This is a genomic window from Flavobacterium sp. 3HN19-14, from assembly GCF_051373205.1.
Lineage (GTDB): Bacteria > Bacteroidota > Bacteroidia > Flavobacteriales > Flavobacteriaceae > Flavobacterium.
On record NZ_JBPPZT010000001.1, the window covers coordinates 2,778,456 to 2,795,211 of the forward strand.

The following is a 16,756-nucleotide window of genomic DNA, read 5'->3' on the forward strand; positions in this document are numbered from 1 at the left end:
ATTTTATGAAAACGAATTACATTTATTTAAGCGCATTGCTGATTTGCCTTTCAGCATGCAAAAAAGAAGTGAAAACCGAAACGGAAGTCACCACAACAGAAAAAGACACCGTTAAAACCGAAACTCCTGCACCGGTTGCAATGGATTCTGCCGCAATGATGAAAGCCTGGACAGAATACGCCACTCCGGGTGAAAACCACAAAATGCTTGCCAACGAAACCGGCAAATGGGATGAAGTGATGATTTCAAAAATGGGCCTGATGCCAAAGAAGAAAAAATCACGATGACCTGCGAAAACAAAATGATTCTCGGCGGCCGTTACCAGCAATCGACGCACAAGGGAATGTATATGGGAATGCCATTTGAAGGCATGAGCACCGTAGGCTATAACAACGCATCAGGCGAGTACAATGAAACCTGGGTAGACAATATGGGAACCGGTGTTATGTACCTGACAGGAAAATATGATCCTGCAACCAAAGCGGTAAATTATACAGGCGATTGCGTTGATCCGATGACAAAAAAATCAAAGAAAATTAAGCAAACCTACACAATAGTCGACGAGAATACACGCAGACTCGAAAGCTACGAAAACGACCCGAGCGGCAAAGAATACAAGAGCATGGACATCACCATGACCCGCAAAAAATAACCGGAAAGGCTGTCATGAAAGGCAGCCTTTTTTATTTGTGAATCTTTGTGTTTTTAGTTTTGAATTTTGCACATTTTGGGATAAATTTGCACCACACAACAATAACACAACCACAATGATTCATTTCTTCGAAAACCAAAGCCGGACGGTCTTTGCAGTACAAACGCAAAACGGACTTTCGGCTCAGGATACCTCAAAATTAAACTGGCTTTTTGGCGACTCACAAATAATAGAAAAATCCGTGCTTGCGGATTTTTTTGTTGGGCCACGTGCCACTATGATTACACCGTGGAGTACGAATGCCGTTGAAATTACGCAAAACATGGGTATTTTCGGAATTATCAGGATTGAGGAATTCCAAAAAGTTGCCGAAAATTTCATTGATTTTGATCCGATGCTTTCGCAGAAATATACCGAGCTGAATCAGGATATTTATACCATCAACATTAAGCCTGAACCAATTCTTGAAATCGACGACATTGCGGCTTACGACAAGCAGGAAGGCCTTTCACTGAGCGAAGATGAAATAGACTACCTGAATAAACTCGCAACAAAATTAGGTCGGAAACTGACTGATTCTGAGATTTTCGGATTTTCACAAGTCAACTCAGAACATTGCCGCCACAAGATTTTCAATGGCACTTTTGTGATTGACGGTGAAACCAAAGAATCGTCTTTGTTCAAAATGATCAAGAAAACTTCTGCTGAAAATCCGAATGACATTGTTTCTGCTTACAAAGATAATGTCGCGTTTGTCAAAGGCCGAAAGTGCAGCAATTCGCACCAAAAACCGCCGACAAGCCCGATTTTTACGAAACTAAAGATTTTGATTCAGTTATTTCACTTAAAGCGGAAACGCATAATTTCCCGACAACCGTAGAACCATTTAACGGTGCTGCAACTGGTTCGGGTGGAGAAATTCGTGACAGGCTTGCAGGCGGGCAAGGTTCATTGCCATTGGCAGGAACTGCCGTTTATATGACCGCTTATTCCCGTTTGGAAGAAAACCGTGAATGGGAAAATGGCATGAACGAAAGAAAATGGCTTTACCAAACGCCAATGGATATTCTGATAAAAGCGTCAAATGGTGCATCAGATTTCGGGAATAAATTCGGTCAACCGCTGATTACAGGCTCAGTTTTAACTTTCGAACATGATGAGAATAACCGCAAATTAGGTTATGACAAAGTCATCATGCAAGCGGGCGGAATCGGTTACGGAAAGTTAGACCAATCCATCAAAAAGAAACCGAAAGCCGGCGACCAAGTTGTCATTTTAGGTGGCGAAAACTACCGCATCGGAATGGGAGGTGCAGCGGTTTCATCAGCAGATACAGGCGCTTTCAGTTCCGGGATCGAGCTCAACGCCGTGCAACGTTCCAATCCGGAAATGCAAAAACGTGCAGCAAACGCCATCCGCGGATTCGTGGAAAGCGATAATAATACCATCATTTCCATTCACGATCACGGCGCTGGCGGACATTTGAATTGTCTTTCTGAATTGGTTGAAGAAACCGGCGGATTGATTGATCTGGATAAACTTCCGGTGGGCGACCCTACCCTATCCGCCAAGGAAATCATCGGCAACGAATCGCAGGAAAGAATGGGATTGGTGATTGGCCAGAATGACATTGATACTTTACAAAGAATTGCCGACCGCGAGCGTTCACCGATGTATCAGGTTGGAGAAGTAACAGGCAATCATCGTTTTACTTTCGAATCGAAAACCACCGGCGCGAAACCGATGGATTTTGCTTTGGAAGATATGTTCGGAAATTCGCCGAAAGTAGTTATGAAAGATAAAACCGTCGCAGTTGATTACAACGAAATCACTTACGATAAAAATAATTTCAAAAATTATCTCTACCAGGTTTTACAGCTTGAAGCCGTTGCCTGCAAAGACTGGCTGACCAATAAAGTAGACAGATGTGTTGGCGGACGCGTCGCGAAGCAACAATGTGCCTGGCTATTACAATTACCGCTCAATAATGTAGGCGTAATGGCTTTGGATTATTTAGGAAAAGAAGGCATCGCCACTTCAATCGGCCACTCTCCTGTTGGCGGATTGATTGATCCGGTGGCCGGAAGCCGAAACGCGATTGCTGAATCGTTATCAAATATCATCTGGGCGCCAATCAAGGATGGTTTGAAAGGAATTTCACTTTCAGCCAACTGGATGTGGCCGTGCAAAAATGAAGGTGAAGACGCCCGTTTGTACGAAGCTGTAAAAGGCTGTTCGGATTTTGCCATCGAATTGGGGATTAATATTCCGACCGGGAAAGATTCACTTTCGATGAAGCAAAAATATCCTGACGGCGAAGTGATTGCGCCGGGAACTGTAATTATTTCAGCTGCCGGAAATTGCACAGATATTAAAAAGGTTGTCGAGCCGGTTTTGAAAAAGAACGGCGGGACTATTTATTACATCAATCTTTCCGGTGATTCGCATCAATTGGGCGGTTCGTCATTTGCTCAGGTTTTGAATAAAATCGGGACAGAAGTGCCTACAATCAAAAATGCAGCAGATTTCAAAAAAACTTTCAATACAATTCAAAATTTAATCAACGACGGAAAAATCCTGGCTGGTCATGACATCGGAAGCGGTGGTCTGATTACTACACTTTTAGAAATGTGTTTTGCTGATGTCGACCTTGGTGCTGATTTCGACCTGAGTGCCATCCGCGAAAGCGATACTACGAAACTGCTTTTTTCAGAAAATATCGGAATTGTTTTTCAAGCAGAAAATTCAGTAGAAACTACATTTAACGATAATGGAATTGCGTTCTTCAAAATCGGAAATGCGACAGAAAGCAATACGATAAACATCAAAAACGGCGAGGATAATTTGTCGTTCAATGTTTCAGAGTTACGAGATACCTGGTACAAAACCTCTTATCTGCTTGACAAAAAACAATCCGGTGAAAAGAAAGCAAAAGAACGTTTTGACAATTATAAAAATCAACCTTTACGATTTACATTTCCATCTCATTTCGATGGAACAAAACCTTCATTTTCAGGTGCAAAACCAAAAGCGGCCATCATTCGTGAAAAAGGAAGCAATTCTGAAAGAGAAATGGCAAATGCTATGTATCTGGCGGGTTTTGACGTAAAAGACGTTCACATGACCGATTTGATTTCAGGCCGCGAAAATCTCGAAGATATTCAATTCATCGGCGCTGTCGGCGGATTTTCAAATTCTGACGTGTTAGGTTCTGCGAAAGGTTGGGCGGGCGCTTTCCTTTACAACGAAAAAGCCAAAAATGCGCTTGATAATTTCTTCAAAAGAGAAGATACTTTGTCTGTCGGCATCTGCAACGGCGCACAATTGTTCATGGAATTGGAAGTCATCAATCCGGAGCACGAAATCCACGGAAAATTGCGCCACAACGATTCGCGCAAACACGAAAGCGGATTTACTTCTGTAAAAGTTCAGGAAAACAATTCGGTGATGTTATCAACCTTAGCCGGTACGACTTTAGGCGTTTGGATTTCACACGGCGAAGGAAAATTCGACCTTCCATATGCTGAAGAAAAATATGATGTCGTGGCAAAATACGCATACGAAGGCTATCCTGCCAATCCGAACGGATCACACTTCGATATTGCAATGATGGCCGACAAAACCGGACGCCATTTGGTTATGATGCCGCACATTGAACGCTCCACTTTTCAATGGAACTGGGCGAATTATCCTGACAGACGGAATGATGAAGTTACACCTTGGCTCGAAGCATTCGTAAACGCAAGAAAATGGCTCGAGAATAGAAAATAAACGCTGCGCTGCAAGGTCGTTTTACTGCAAGACCGCTTCGCTGAAAGAAAGATAACCGTTAAACTTTTCTTTCAGCGAAGCGGTCTTGACTCTTGAATCTTAATTCTTTTTTTCTACTTTAGCGAAACCAACCAACCTCGATTATGGAAAACAAACTCTGCCTGAACTGTTCAGAAATGGCTTCGAAGAATTTTTGCTCGAATTGCGGACAAAAGACAGATACGCACCGCATCACGCTCAAACATTTCGTGCTGCACGATTTACTGCACGGGGTCTGGCATTTTGAAAGAGGGATGTTGTTTACAATTAAAGAAATTATTGTTCGACCAGGAAAGGCAGCGCTTGACTACATAAAAGGAAAACGCGTTGGTTATTACAATATCTTTTATTTATCGCTTTTGGTGATTGCATTTAACGCATTATTAATGCATTTCACTAAAACCTTAAACCATACAAATATTGAAGTAGCAAAAAAAACTGTAGGGGAAGAATTTTTCGAAACTTATGGAAAAGCCATTTTATTCAGCATCATACCTATTTTTTCTGTCAATTCATGGGCAATTTTCAGGCGACTCAGACTCAATCTTGCAGAACATATGATCATTGCCGGCGCAAACCTACTAGGAATGCTGTTGATCACAACTGTTTTTCAAGTTTTTCAGATTTTGCTGACAATCGACTGGATGCCCTATTTCATTACCTATTTTCAAATCATTTCGGTTTTAATGGTACCGCTATTTCCGGTTTGGGGTTATCGGAATGCCACCAAAGGCTATTATAAATTTTGGGGATTTTCATGGCGAATCATTTTATTATATGTGCTCATCTTAACCGAATGGCTCATATTAATAGGCTCAACTTATTATTTAATAACCGGTCAACAACAACTTGAATTCAACTAAAATGCAACAAAAAATTATATCAATCAGGCCATTTATAGGTTCGAAAGACTTTGAGACTTCAAGAAGATTTTACAATGATTTAGGCTTTGAAGAGGTAACTTTAGGTTCGTCAATGTCGGTATTCAAATTGCAAAATATTGCCTTCTACCTGCAAAACGCCTACGTAAAAGACTGGATTGACAATACTATGATTTTTATGGAGGTCGAAGATACTGAAGCTTTTTATCAGGAATTACTGGCCTTAGATTTACTATCAAAATACGAAAACGTAAAATTAATTCCGGTTCGTTATCCCGATTGGGGAAAAGAATGTTTTTTGCACGATCCGTCGGGAGTATTATGGCATTTTGGTGAATTTCATAAATAGAAAAAACATGACTACAGAAGAACAAATTTCAGCTTACATCAACAGCCAGCCGGAAGCGAAACGCGATGACATGCAGGCATTGCACGAAATGATTCAGGCAATAAATCCGGAATCCCAATTGTGGTTCATGGATGGCAAAAACGATGACGGCAAAGTTGCTTACAATCCGAATATCGGATACGGGCACCAAATCATGAAATACGCCGACGGAAAAACCCGTGAATTTTACCGGATCGGCATGAGCGCCAATACAACAGGAATTTCTATTTACATACTTGGTATCGAAGACAAGAAATATCTGAGCGAAACCTACGGAAAAGACATTGGGAAAGCGAGCGTAACAGGATATTGCATCAAATTCAAATCACTAAAAAACATCAATATCGACGTTCTCAAAGCAGCGATAAAATTCGGCCTTGAGGCGTATGATAAATAAGATTTTGCTTAAAATCTAACGGCCAAATTCCTATATTTGCAACCGTATAAAAATGACAAAATGAAAATCTCTTACAACTGGCTGAAACAATTCATAAAAATCGACTGGAAATCAGATGAAACCGCAGCATTACTCACCGATTTAGGACTCGAAGTAGAAGCTGTCGAAAAATACCAATCGGTAAAAGGCGGCCTTGAAGGCATCGTCGTCGGCCATGTATTAACCTGCGAACAGCATCCGAATGCCGACAGGCTTAAAGTTACTACAGTTGATTTAGGTGATGGAATTCCCGTACAAATTGTGTGTGGCGCGGCAAATGTCGCAGCCGGACAAAAAGTTCCTGTAGCCACAATCGGTACTACTTTATATGACAAAGACGGCAATGCCTTCCAGATAAAAAAAGGAAAAATCCGCGATCAGGAAAGTCACGGTATGATTTGCGCCGAAGACGAAATCGGCCTTGGTACCAGCCACGACGGTATTTTGGTTTTAGACGAAAAACTCAAACCAGGAACACCGGTCGCAACCGTTTTCAATATAGAAAATGACGAAGTTTTTGAGATCGGATTAACGCCCAACCGCGCCGATGCTATGAGCCACATGGGGGTTGCACGGGATTTGCGCGCCGGATTGCTGCAAACCAATATCAATACAGAATTAAAAACACCTTCAGTGAGTAATTTCCGCGTAGATAAAAGAACACTTAAAATCGACGTGAAAATCGAGGATGCGAAGCTCGCGCCAAGATATTGCGGTGTTTCAATTTCAGGCGTTACGGTAAAATCTTCTCCGGAATGGCTTCAAAACCGCCTGAAATCAATCGGGCTTACACCAAAAAATAATATTGTCGATGTGACGAATTATGTATTGCACGAATTAGGGCAACCATTACATGCTTTCGACGCCGCAAAAATCAACGGCAATAAAATCATCGTGAAAACCGTCGCTGCAGGAACAAAATTCACGACACTTGATGATGTTGAACGTACACTTCACGAAGATGATTTAATGATTTGTGACGAAAAAGGCCCGCTTTGTTTTGCCGGTGTTTTCGGCGGAAAAAATTCGGGAGTGACTGAAAATACAAGTACGATTTTCTTAGAAAGTGCTTATTTTAATCCGGTTACGATTCGTAAAACTGCAAAAAGACATACATTGAGCACAGATGCTTCTTTTCGTTTTGAAAGAGGAATCGACCCTACTTTAACTGAATACGCCTTGAAAAGAGCTGCCATCCTGATCCAGGAAGTTGCCGGCGGAGAAATTACTTCTGACATCATCGATGTTTACCCGAAGAAAATAGAAGATTTCCCGGTTTTCCTGAATTTCGAGAAAGCAGCAAAAATAATCGGCCAGGAACTACCAAAAGAAACCATCAAGAAAATCCTGGCTTCATTGGATATTAAAGTGAACAGCGTTTCTGACGCAGGTTTGGGACTTAATATTCCGGCATACAGAGTTGATGTGCAACGTGAAATCGACGTAATCGAAGAAATCCTTCGCGTATATGGTTACAACAACATCAACTTCACTAAAAAATTGAATGCAACGGTTTCCAACGCACCGCGAACCGAAGATTATAAAGTACAGAATATCATCGCCAATCAGTTGACTTCTTTAGGTTTCAATGAAATGATGGCGAATTCGCTTACGACTTCGGAATATGTGCAGTTGTCCGATATGCTCAAAGAAGAATTTAACGTGATGATGCTGAATCCGCTGAGCAATGATTTATCGGCAATGCGCCAGTCGTTGTTGTTCTCCGAACTTGAAGCCGTTTCGTATAACATCAACCGCAGGAATTCAGATTTGAAGCTTTTCGAATTCGGAAAATCGTATCATAAATTACCGTCCGGATACGAAGAAAACAAACACCTGACATTATTCACGACCGGAAACAGGCAATCGGAAAGCTGGACGAATCCGCAAAAACAATCTGATTTCTTCCTTTTCAAAGGTTATATCAATACGATTTTATCAAGATTAGGAATTGACAAAACCAATAATCAACCGCTGGTTTCAGATGTTTTTGCAGAAGGAACCGCCATCGCTGTTGGAAATGAGATTTTAGTCGAATTGGGAACGGTGAAAAAATCAATCCTGAAACATTTCGACATAAAGCAGGAAGTTTTGTTTGCCGATTTCAACTGGAATGCAGTTCTGAAATTACTTTCGAATAAAATCAGGTTCAGGGAAATCCCGAAATATCCTGAAGTCAGACGCGATTTTGCGTTATTGGTTGACGAAAATACTTCATTCGAATCGATTTACAATCTTGCGAAACAAACCGAAAAATCACTTTTAAAAGAAGTTGATTTATTTGATGTTTATCAAGGGAAAAATCTTCCGGAAGGCAAGAAATCTTATGCTGTAAGTTTCATCCTGCAGGACAGCTCCAAAACGCTGACTGACGAGCAGATTGAAAAAATCATGGGCAAACTGAAGCAGAAATTTGAAAGTGAGCTTGGTGCTATGTTAAGATAATTCCTATTTGATATAAAAATAAAAGAGGCTGCTTCAATTTGAAACAGCCTCTTTTTTTTTAAGCAAAGATGAATCCTCAATTCATTATTTATGCATCAACACTGTATCAACTACATGAATCACACCATTTGATTGGTTGACATCAGCAATTGTAACTGTTGCTTTTCCACCGGTTTCATCAGTTAATACTAACTTTTTGCCCTCCATGGTTGCTGTCAATTTTCCACCCTGAACGGTCGTAAGCATGGCTTTTCCGTTTCCGGCTTTGATTGCTTTAGCAATATCAGACGAGTTCATTTTTCCTGCCACAACATGGTAAGTCAATATGCCTTGCAACATGGCTTTATTTTCAGGTTTCAGAACAGTTTCAATTGTTCCTTTTGGCAATTTGTCGAACGCTGCATTTGTTGGGGCAAAAACGGTGAATGGCCCTGCAGACGATAAAGTTTTTACTAAATCTGCTGCTTTTACAGCGGCGACCAAAGTGGTATGGTCTTTCGAATTTACAGCGTTTTCAACAATGTTTTTGGAAGGATACATGGCTGCGCCACCTACCATAACTGTTTTTTCTTTGGTTTGGGCAAAAGAAGTTGCACCTGCAAATAAGGCGATTGCTAAAAATGCTGCGGATAAAATTTTGTTGGTTTTCATGACTTATTTTTTAAAGTTTATAGTGTCATTTACGCCAACCTTATCACGCCGGTTTTCGCATTTTGGCTTTTTAACAATACTTTGGGTATTTCCAAAAAAAAGCCTTGCATCTGCAAAGCTTGTTATTAAATCAATTATTTCTTTATAAATCGCGTCGTGGTATTCCCCTTTTCTGTATTTATTTTGATGAAATAATTGCCTGTTTTTAATCCTGAAATATCAATGGTTTCAGTCAGTTGTGGTATTGCAAGTACCAATTGTCCAAGCATATTGTAGACCGAAAACGAAGTCGGATTTATATTCTTATTCGATTTTACATTTAGCATGTCATTGGCCGGATTTGGGTAAATCGTAAAATAATTGTCGAAACCGAAATCATCTGTTCCCAAAAGCTGTAAGATTGTCGAAGCAGTATTCGTCATTATCGGCGCATTGTAATCAAAATAAATGCTCGCCGTATTGCTGAATGTAGTTCCGGCCGCTAACGTTGGTAAAGTCTTGATTTTAAAAGCAACATAACCGTCGTTATTGGCATCGTCAAATGGCAGATTGATATTTTCAAAAATGAATTCAACACGATTCGTATCCGTAATTCTCGTCGTAAACGGATGACTGCCGTCAAGCGGAACTAAAGTCCCAACACTAAATTGAGACGTATCGATAATATCTTTTACAACGACATTCTGCGCATTTGCAGTTCCGGTATTTTCAAAACGAATAACATAATGTACATACGTCCCCGCGAGTTCCGGCGGCAGGTTTTTGCCTTCAACGCAGGTTTTGTCATTCGGATCTAATGAATTGACGACAGTTTGGTACAACGTAGAAATATTGTCATTTTGGGTATAATCTGTTTCGGGTGAACTGATGTAAGCCGTGTAATATAACAATTCACCGCCAACAACAGCCGGAGTATCATTTGGCGAATTGAGGTGCATCGTTACGAGAATCTCACGCGATTCAAAAGGTTTCAAATCGGTATAGTTCCATACAAGATTATAATCATCCTGTGTGGTAATTGACGGGCTCGCAGACACGAAATCGAAAACCGAACTATCGAAATTCAGGTTTACCGTACCGGAATCAACCTGAGTTCCATTGTTCTTGTAAATGATTTTATATTTAGCATTAAATCCGGGTCTGGCGTTGGTTACGGGAATTAATACAATTTCGAGATCGGGATAGACACCCGCGGGCGCAATACAAAAGTCATTGATGCTTGGACTCGTCGTTGCAGGAAAATCAACCGTTACGCTTGATGGTGAAACCGTAAAGTATTCAGGATGTTCTAAATTAGGAATTATTGTATAATTGCCAGATTGTACCGGAATGATGTATGACGAAGAAGCATCTGAAGTTACAACGCTCGTTATCGCTCCATTTGTCAGAAATTTTATTCGTCCGGCATTCGGGGTTAATTCGGTGCAACCTATATTGTCCTGGTCGTATCTTACATTTCCCTGAATGGTATAGATTGAGCCTCCCGGTTCGAAAGTGCAATAGGAATTAAGATTAATGTTTACATTATAATCATCGACGTATTCCTGAAAATCAAAAATTTCATTTTCATCGGCACATATATATTGAAGATTTGGCGTATTTTGAAAGTAAATTCCCTCTCCTAATTGAGGTGGTGGTGGCATCCCGCCAAAATAGTGCTTATGTCCGTTTTTTATATTAATAAAAAAAATATTCGGGTTGTTGCTGAGGTTAAATTCTGTAACATCGGTGGCGCTAAAGTCCAATGATGTGAAGTTATTATTGGCAGCTACAAAAGCTATTAAATGTGGCAGTACGGAAGCATCGAATGTCGTAATAGAATTTGAGCTGCAAAGAAGCCGCAACAGGTTACCGAATTTTTCTATTCCTGTTAGCGAAGTAATACCGGCATTGGTTACTGTAAGTGTTCGAACATCCATTGCTTCACTTACTTGTATTTCACCGTCCTGGTTGGCATCAATCGGACCATAATCAGCCAGACTGATAATAAACGCAACATTATTGTTGGCGCTGGCTGATAATAATTTTGTTTTGAAATTTGTGTCGGGGATATTGACAATTTGCGCATTGGCCTCAAATGCAAATAATAATCCGAGACATAAAAAGTAAAATTTACTCATAATCAAATTTTTAGCTATGTAAATATAGCAAAATTTTGTAGTGCTTTTTTTATTAGAAGCACAGAAACTTAAAAAATTCATTATTGCAAATCAATCATCGGCCAACCGTTGGCATCCCATTTTAATTCGGTTATAATCAATTTCGAATCACCGCTATCGGGGATGAAATAGCCGTGTGCGACGAAAAATTCTTTTCCGGCAATATTATAAACGGCGTTGTGCCCGAGTGCTGCCCATTTCTTTCCGTCGCCTGTGGCAAAATCAGTTCCGTTCCCGTCAATCATGTCGAATCCGGCTTTGTCCAGATACGGTCGGTTATCGATTTTGAGCGGCCTACGACAACGTGATAATTACTGTTAATGCCTCTACAGCACATATCGAAAGAGGCAAAAAGATAAAAATAATCACCATGTTTGTAAACGAAAGCCGCTTCAATCTGACTGTCAGTAAGTTCATATTGGTATAAATGCTGCGTACTAGGTCGTCTGGCAATGCTGTGCCATTCTTCGGGCCATTTGAATTGCGTCATGTCGTCGGTCATCTTAACTGCTTTGAGGCCGTCCCAAAAAGAGCCGAAAATCATCCACGGCGTCCCTTTGTCATCAAGAACGACATTTGGGTCGATTGCCTGCCATAGATCCCTGTTCAAAACCGATTGTACTATTTTCCCGTGATCTGTCCATTTGAACTTCGGGTTTTGCGGATTCAATGTTGGATTGGTGGCATGCCCTATCGCTGCGTTTGGTTTTCCTGGCGTAGCATTACAGGCATAAAAAATATGATATTGCCCTTGGTAAAAAATAATGTCAGGCGCCCAGATATCGCCGGAAAACCCGGGTAAAGCTTGTTGTGTCCATTCAGGAATTTTGTCAAATACCGGCTTGCCTTCTTTCCAGTTAATTAAATCTTTTGAAGAAATTGTACTGATGCCTTTACCGGTTCCGAAAACATAATAAGTGTCGCCCTCTTTGCCATAACCGGATCGTGAACATGCGGGTTTTTCGGGTCAAATGGCTGAATCGGCGGCATATTATCGATTGGATGTTCCTGTGAGAAAATTAAGTTTGTGAAGAGTAAACAGCAGGTGATAATATATTTCATCATAAAATTATTTTTTTCGATTATTAAAATATTATAGCATTATCAAGGAGATAGGAATGCTGCAATATAATAATTTATTTTATAAGTGTAATTATTACATTTTAATGTGTGATGTTAAAAAAAAAGCCCCACAATGTGAGGCTTTCGTTAATTGCAAAACAAATTATTTTTTCAAAAATCTTGCGACGGTATTGCCTTTATCCGTATGGATTTTTATGAAATAATTGCCAGCCGTCAAAGAAGAAACATCAATTATTTCTGTGGCATTCGGAACAACCAAAACCAATTGCCCCAAAGTATTATAAATCGAAACAGAAGATATTTGCAGGTTTTGCTTCGGCTTGATATTCAAAATATCTTTGGCCGGATTCGGATACAAAGTGAAATAATTCTCAAATGTAAAATCATCAACTCCTAAAAGGTGTAAAATTGTTGTTGCTGTATTGGTAACAATTGGCGCATTATAATCGAAGTAAATACCGGCTGTATTACTGAAAGTATCTCCGGCAACCAGCGTTGGTAAAGTCTTAATCTTGAAGGTTAAATAACCATCGTTGCTGGCATCGTCAAATGGCAGCTGTATGTCTTCAAATCGGAATTCGACTTTGTTGCCTTCGGTAATTCTTGTTGTGAAAGGATGACTTCCGTCAAGCGGAATTAACGATGTGATATCGAATTTCGAAGTATCGATTTTGTCCTTTACAACGATATTTTGTGCATTGGCAGTTCCTGTATTTTCAAAACGAATAACGTAATGTACATAGGTTCCGGCGAGTTCCGGCGGCAGGTTCCGGCCTTCAATACAGGTTTTGTCATTGGGGTCAAGTGAATTTACTACGGTTTGGTAAAATGTCGAAATGTTGTCATTTTGGGTTTCGTCCATTTCTGGCGAAGTTATACTGGCAGTGAAAAATAAAACCTCGCCACCAACAACAGCCGGAACTTCGTTGGGCGAATTTAGGTTCATAACAACCAATATCGTACGGGTTTCAAAAGGCGCCAAACCTGTAAAAGTCCATGTCAGATTATCCGGTGACTGAACTGCAGTCTGATCCGACATGACAAAATCAAAAACCGAATCGTCAAAATTTAAATTGACTGAACCAGATTGTGTTTGTGTCCCTTTGTTCTTATAAATGATTTTATACGTTGCATTGTATCCGGGCCTTGCAGAAGTTAACGGAATGTAAGTAATCTCAAGATCAGGATGGAAGCCATTCGCCACCACACAAAAATTTTGCGTGATCGGACTTGCCATAGAGGAATTCACCAATAACGACGAAGGTGTAATATCGAAATAAGAAGATTCCAGTTTAGGGACAATAGTTGTGCTACCTAATCCAACATAAAAAAGATAATTGCCTGTACTGTTCGAATATTCATTTCTTACATTATAATAGGGATTAGTCAATTTGTAGTGCAAACCGCCAAACAATGGATCAAGTATATCGCATCCGCTGCCATCTGCATCATAGCGTTGCTGCCCCTGTACGACAGAAAAATTTCCGCCCGGTTCGATCGTACAATAAGAACTTACATTACAAATATAGCCGTATAAAGCTACCCTATCAGTTAAGTCATCCACTTCAAATTCATCTGCGCAAATACTTGAGAGATTAGGTGTTCCCAAGAACGAAATTCCAACGCCTTCAGTATCAGGGTCAGGAGTACCGGTTCCGGGAGGCGGTGGTGGTGCATGAAATTCGTCAAACTGATTTTTTACATTGAATGAAAGAAGAAGCAGGTTGTTGTCAAAATGATAATGTGTGACATTGGTTTCACTTAAATCAATATTTTGGAGATTGTTATTGTTTAAGACTACGATTGTTAGCTTCATTCCGGAAAAATCGACACCGGTTAGTTGGTTATTACTGCACATCAACCTTCTAAGATTAATAAAGCTTTTTATTCCGGTCAGATCTTCAATATTACTATTGTCTATCCTTAATTTTATGACGGCAAGCGCTTCACTCGCTTCAATCTCTCCGTTATTATTGGCATCTATTTTTATAAATGTGCCAAAAGGCGAACCTTCTGCAATATTGTTTGAAGGATCCGAAGCCAGTAATTTCGCCTTAAAATTCGCGTCAGGAATGTCTACAATTTGTGCATTCATCCCTAATCCAAACAATAGTCCCAAAGTCAAAAAGTAAATATTTTTCATATGTATTGTATCAGAAGTTTAAATGTACGAAAATTATGTTAACAAAAAAGCCCCGCATTCCCGCAAGGCTTTCTATGTTCAAGATGAAAAAAGATTATTTCTCTCCTTTTTCCATTTTAGCTTTCAATTCAGCAAGAATATCATTGTTATCTCCTAAAGTTGCAGCTGGTGCATTGTTTGAAGATGAATTGTTATTCTCCACTGCAGCTTTCGCGTTTTTCTCTTCTTCCTCACGGAAAATAGCGGTGTGCGAAGCTACTACTCTTTTGAATTCTTTGTTGAACTCGATTACTTTGAAATCAGCTGATTCGCCTTTTTTCAATTTCTTTCCGTCTTCTTTTTCAAGGTGACGTGTCGGAATGAAAGCAACGATATCATCGCCAAATTCTACAGTAGCGCCTTTGTCAACGATCTCAGCGATAGTGCCGTTGTGAACGGTTCCAACTGCGAAAGAATCTTCGTATTTATCCCAAGGATTTGCAGTAGTTTGTTTGTGACCTAAAGACAATTTACGGCCTTCAACATCCAATTCCAATACTACAACGTCTAGTTTTTCACCAACGTTTACGAACTCACTTGGGTGCTTGATTTTCTTAGTCCATGACAAGTCAGAGATGTAAATCAAACCATCGATTCCTTCTTCCAATTCTACGAAAATTCCGAAGTTTGTGAAGTTACGAACGATACCTGTATGTTTAGAACCAACAGGATATTTAGACGTGATGTCTGTCCATGGATCTTGCGTCAATTGTTTGATACCTAAAGACATTTTACGGTCTTCACGGTCTAAAGTAAGGATAACTGCCTCAACAGTATCGCCCACTTTTACGAAGTCCTGAGCCGAACGCAGAATGCGTAGACCATGACATTTCAGAAACGTGGATCAAACCTTCAACACCTTCAGCCACTTCGATAAATGCACCGTAATCAGCGATTACAACTACTTTACCTTTTACTTTGTCGCCCACTTTAAGGTCAGCATCCAAAGCATCCCATGGGTGCGCGTTCAATTGTTTCAGACCCAGTTGGATTCTTGTTTTCTCATCATCGAAATCAAGGATTACAACATTTAATTTCTGGTCTAATTCCAATACTTCGCTTGGGTGGTTGATTCTTGACCAAGAAAGGTCAGTAATGTGGATCAAACCGTCAACGCCGCCAAGGTCGATAAATACTCCGTAAGAAGTGATGTTTTTCACCACACCTTCGAGTACTTGTCCTTTTTGCAACTGACCGATGATTTCTTTTTCTGTACTTCAATATCCGCTTCGATAAGCGCTTTGTGAGATACAACTACGTTTTTGAATTCGTGGTTGATTTTCACTACTTTGAATTCCATCATTTTGTTTACATACTGATCGTAGTCACGGATAGGTTTTACGTCAATTTGTGAACCTGGAAGGAACGCCTCAATTCCGAAAACGTCAACGATCATACCGCCTTTAGTTCTGCATTTTACAAAACCGTTAACGATTTCACCTGTTTCGTTAGCATTGATAACGCGATCCCAAGCTTTGATAGTACGTGCTTTTCTGTGTGAAAGTACCAGTTGACCTGTTTTATCCTCACGGATGTCGATCAATACTTCTACTTTGTCGCCTACTTTAAGGTTTGGGTTGTAACGGAATTCGTTCAAAGAAATAACACCTTCTGATTTGGCGTTGATGTCAACGATAGCGTCACGGTCTGTAATTCTTACTACAACACCTTCTACTACTTCTTCCTGGTCTGTTGAGATAAAGGTTTTCTCCACCAACTCTTCAAATTCCTGAAGGTTTTTTTCGTCAACTGCATCAATACCTTCCTGGAAGTTGTGCCAGTTAAAATTCTCTAAAAAATCCGCTTGTGTTTTTGTTTGTTCAGACATGCTGATAAAAAATTTGTATTCTGTTTTCCTGCGTTTGCTGTAAGATAGAAATAACAGAAGAGTTATTTAGTTTTTTTCAATACCTAAAGGGAAACGCTTATCTTCCAAAAGGTGCGCAAAAGTACAACATAATTTCTGATTTGCAAATAGTTGCGATACTTTTCAATGCTAAAAATATATTAAAGTTTTTGCTGTTGAAAATGTCAAGTTCCTTACGAAATATCATTGTTAATGGTTTTAT

11 protein-coding genes and 2 pseudogenes are annotated in these 16,756 nt (G+C 40.0%); 7 read left to right on the forward strand and 6 right to left on the reverse strand.

Going from position 1 to position 16,756, the window contains the following annotated elements:
• Positions 1-5: 5 nt before the first annotated feature.
• From ACSLFW_RS15010 to pheT, 7 genes and pseudogenes are all read left to right on the forward strand, one after another.
• Entirely contained in the window at positions 6-287 is a 282-nt protein-coding gene (locus ACSLFW_RS15010) for a hypothetical protein (RefSeq protein ID WP_436556437.1), read from the forward strand.
• The gene (locus ACSLFW_RS15015; RefSeq protein WP_436556438.1) at positions 284-652 is read left to right on the forward strand and encodes a DUF1579 domain-containing protein; all 369 of its coding nucleotides are present in this window, start codon (positions 284-286) and stop codon (positions 650-652) included. The genes ACSLFW_RS15010 and ACSLFW_RS15015 overlap by 4 nt, the downstream gene beginning before the upstream one ends.
• 115 nt (positions 653-767) lie before the next feature.
• Positions 768-4,423: pseudogene (purL, locus tag ACSLFW_RS15020) on the forward strand (phosphoribosylformylglycinamidine synthase).
• Between the two features lie 143 nt (positions 4,424-4,566).
• The gene (locus ACSLFW_RS15025) at positions 4,567-5,325 is read left to right on the forward strand and encodes a DUF3667 domain-containing protein (protein ID WP_436556439.1); all 759 of its coding nucleotides are present in this window, start codon (positions 4,567-4,569) and stop codon (positions 5,323-5,325) included.
• Position 5,326: 1 nt separating this feature from the next.
• Positions 5,327-5,692: a glyoxalase gene (locus tag ACSLFW_RS15030; RefSeq protein WP_436556440.1), complete on the forward strand. Its 366-nt coding sequence runs from the start codon at positions 5,327-5,329 to the stop codon at positions 5,690-5,692.
• A 7-nt stretch (positions 5,693-5,699) separates the two neighbouring features.
• Complete coding sequence (locus tag ACSLFW_RS15035) at positions 5,700-6,128, forward strand: DUF1801 domain-containing protein (protein ID WP_436556441.1); 429 nt, start codon at positions 5,700-5,702, stop codon at positions 6,126-6,128.
• 60 nt (positions 6,129-6,188) lie between these two features.
• Positions 6,189-8,612 (forward strand): phenylalanine--tRNA ligase subunit beta, encoded by a 2,424-nt coding sequence (gene pheT, locus ACSLFW_RS15040; RefSeq protein ID WP_436556442.1) that lies wholly within the window; start codon positions 6,189-6,191, stop codon positions 8,610-8,612.
• 84 nt (positions 8,613-8,696) lie between these two features.
• Here pheT and ACSLFW_RS15045 read toward each other — a convergent pair whose 3' ends face one another.
• The 6 genes and pseudogenes from ACSLFW_RS15045 to rpsA form a co-directional block, all read right to left on the reverse strand.
• Complete coding sequence (locus tag ACSLFW_RS15045) at positions 8,697-9,263, reverse strand: fasciclin domain-containing protein (RefSeq protein ID WP_436556443.1); 567 nt, start codon at positions 9,261-9,263, stop codon at positions 8,697-8,699.
• A 134-nt stretch (positions 9,264-9,397) separates the two neighbouring features.
• Complete coding sequence (locus ACSLFW_RS15050; RefSeq protein ID WP_436556444.1) at positions 9,398-11,383, reverse strand: DUF7619 domain-containing protein; 1,986 nt, start codon at positions 11,381-11,383, stop codon at positions 9,398-9,400.
• An 80-nt stretch (positions 11,384-11,463) separates the two neighbouring features.
• Entirely contained in the window at positions 11,464-11,667 is a 204-nt protein-coding gene (locus tag ACSLFW_RS15055; protein WP_436556445.1) for a hypothetical protein, read from the reverse strand.
• Positions 11,664-12,311, reverse strand: a complete 648-nt coding sequence (locus ACSLFW_RS15060; protein ID WP_436557466.1) for a family 43 glycosylhydrolase — start codon at positions 12,309-12,311, stop codon at positions 11,664-11,666. The genes ACSLFW_RS15055 and ACSLFW_RS15060 overlap by 4 nt, the downstream gene beginning before the upstream one ends.
• 336 nt (positions 12,312-12,647) lie before the next feature.
• Positions 12,648-14,648 (reverse strand): T9SS type A sorting domain-containing protein, encoded by a 2,001-nt coding sequence (locus ACSLFW_RS15065; protein WP_436556446.1) that lies wholly within the window; start codon positions 14,646-14,648, stop codon positions 12,648-12,650.
• 94 nt (positions 14,649-14,742) lie between these two features.
• Positions 14,743-16,515 (reverse strand): annotated as a pseudogene (rpsA, locus tag ACSLFW_RS15070) (30S ribosomal protein S1).
• Positions 16,516-16,756 lie beyond the last annotated feature (241 nt).